The sequence below is a fragment of the bacterium genome (genome assembly GCA_035370465.1).
In the GTDB taxonomy this organism is placed as follows: Bacteria; Ratteibacteria; UBA8468; order B48-G9; family JAFGKM01; genus JAGGVW01.
In genome coordinates, this window is the sequence record DAOOVW010000096.1 from 1 (window position 1) to 2242 (window position 2242).

Here is a 2242-nt window from a genome sequence, read left to right on the forward strand (position 1 = left end):
ATTTTTCATTATTTATTTTCACCTTATAAAGATCAAAAAATAACATTTAAGAAAGTATCTTTTTTGTCTTCATTTATTTTTAGATAAAGGGTTTTAGTTTCTGCATTATATATAAAAGATTCTTTCATATTTTTAAAATCACTCATATCTTTTGTTTTAGTCAATAATTTTTCTTCCTCTCCACATTGCACTTCAATTGGTTCTTTAACAATGTTATGGACTATAATAATATATTTTCTTGTTTCAGGTATTCCTTTATATTTCCCTTTTCTTTCCCCTATCATCAATCTAATGTTTTTGTTATTCATTTCATACTTAAATTCTGTTATACAAAATTCTCCTTTCTCATAATTAAAACTCACTCCGTCGTCTTCGTACAATAGAAATTTCCCATTTTTTTCTGGAAATATCTCAATCGTTATCTCATCAAGTTTTTTCTCTCCAATATAGTCCATTTCAAGAGCAAATGGAATTATACTGCCTGATTTTACAAATAACCCTCCACCCCTATTTTCAGGTATTTTATATTCAATAGTTGTTGGTCCAGTATATTCTTTCCCAGTCCAGTAATCTATCCATTTACCAGCAGGTAAATATATTTTATCTGTAAAAGCACTGACCATCAATTCCTCTCCAAACATATATTGAGTAAGAATATTCCATGTATTTTTATCATCAGGAAATTCTAAAATTAAAGGTCTCATCATTGGTATTCCTGTTTTATGAGATAAGTAAGCATATGTGTAAATATAAGGGATTAATTTATAGCGAAGTTCTGCATAAAATTTAAATACTTCTTCTAACTCTTTCCCAAGTAACCATGGATGTTTCCAATAATTCCAACTATTAACTTGTGCCCATGGTAGCAAAAAACCATAATGTATTCCCTCTTTTGTAAACACTTCCATATCACATGTGTTAAGCGAATGCCCTGATAAACATAAATTTAAACATGCAACAAGTGTTTTTGGCCCTCCTCCTGTATCTCCTGTCCATGTTCCAGTAAACTTTTGTAATCCTGCCCACCCAGCCGGTGTAAAACCACATGGCCTTCTTCCAGTATAATTCTTAAATCCTAAATACATCTGTTTTGAATATAATAATGGGTAAAGATTATGCATTTCTTCATCTGTCATACCATTTGCCCATTTCCTATCAGGATGTTCACATACCTGAAATGCTCCATCTTGTTTAAAAAAATCAACTCCCTGGTCTATAAACTTTTTTAAATGTTCAAACCATGGCTGGTCAGGAATAGTCAATTTATCCATAATAATTGGTTCTGTAAAGTGTTTATCTTTTTCTTTGTCATCTTCAGCAAATTCTCTTGAAATTTTTGGACTACTGATATCGTTTCCTAAGATCCTTTCTTCTTCAATACTTAAATCATAATCATTACATAACCATAATTCTAATTTAAACCCCAATCTTTTTATTGCTGATATAAATGTATGTGGTCCTTTCATTGCATAAGAAGGAATAGGGAACCTTTCTGGATGCCATTTTTTATTTATAGACAGGTCATAATTTTCACTCATCCATCCTGGTTCTAAACCAAGCACATCGCACGGTATTTTTCTATCTCTGAAATTTAATGCATCGCTTACAACTTCAAAATCATTTGCTTGTGTCCTGCATATAAACCATAATCCAAATGACCATAAAGGAGGCAAATATGGTTTACCTGTTATATCAGTGTATAGTCCCAATATCTTCTTAAAGTCAGGTCCATAAATAAAATAATAATCTAAAATTCCACCTGTTGATAAAAAAGAAAGTTTATCTTTATGTGTTACCCCTATATCAAATTTGCTTCGCCATGTTGTATTAAAAAACATTCCATATCCTCTACTGCTCATAAAAAACGGTATGGGTATATATCTTTTAACATTTTCTATCCACATTATAGGTTTAGTACCATAATGCTGTATTCTATCTCTTGTCTGGTCCCCAAATCCGAAGAAACCCTCTTTATCAGATATTCCAAAGGTAACCTTATATTCTTTATCTATAATTTCTAAATTATCCATCTTTATAACTACCCCTTTTTCATCAATATACTTAATTTTTAAAGGACTTTTTTCAATTACCACTTTAATTCTTTTTGTTTGTGCAATAATTTCTTTATCTTTTTCTTCTATTTTTACCTTTATTGGCTTAAAATCATCTTTCACAAATCCATATCTTATAAGTGGTGACTGTGGAAAAACTCCATCAGGAGAAAATCTTACTCTTACTATAT

General features: G+C 30.5%; 1 protein-coding gene. It reads right to left on the minus strand.

Translation table 11 applies throughout. The features are described from left to right. Positions 1-32: 32 nt before the first annotated feature. Positions 33-2242, minus strand: a 2210-nt coding sequence (locus PLW95_08115) for a glycoside hydrolase family 31 protein (GenBank protein ID HOV22619.1), incomplete at its 5' end; no start/stop codon positions are given.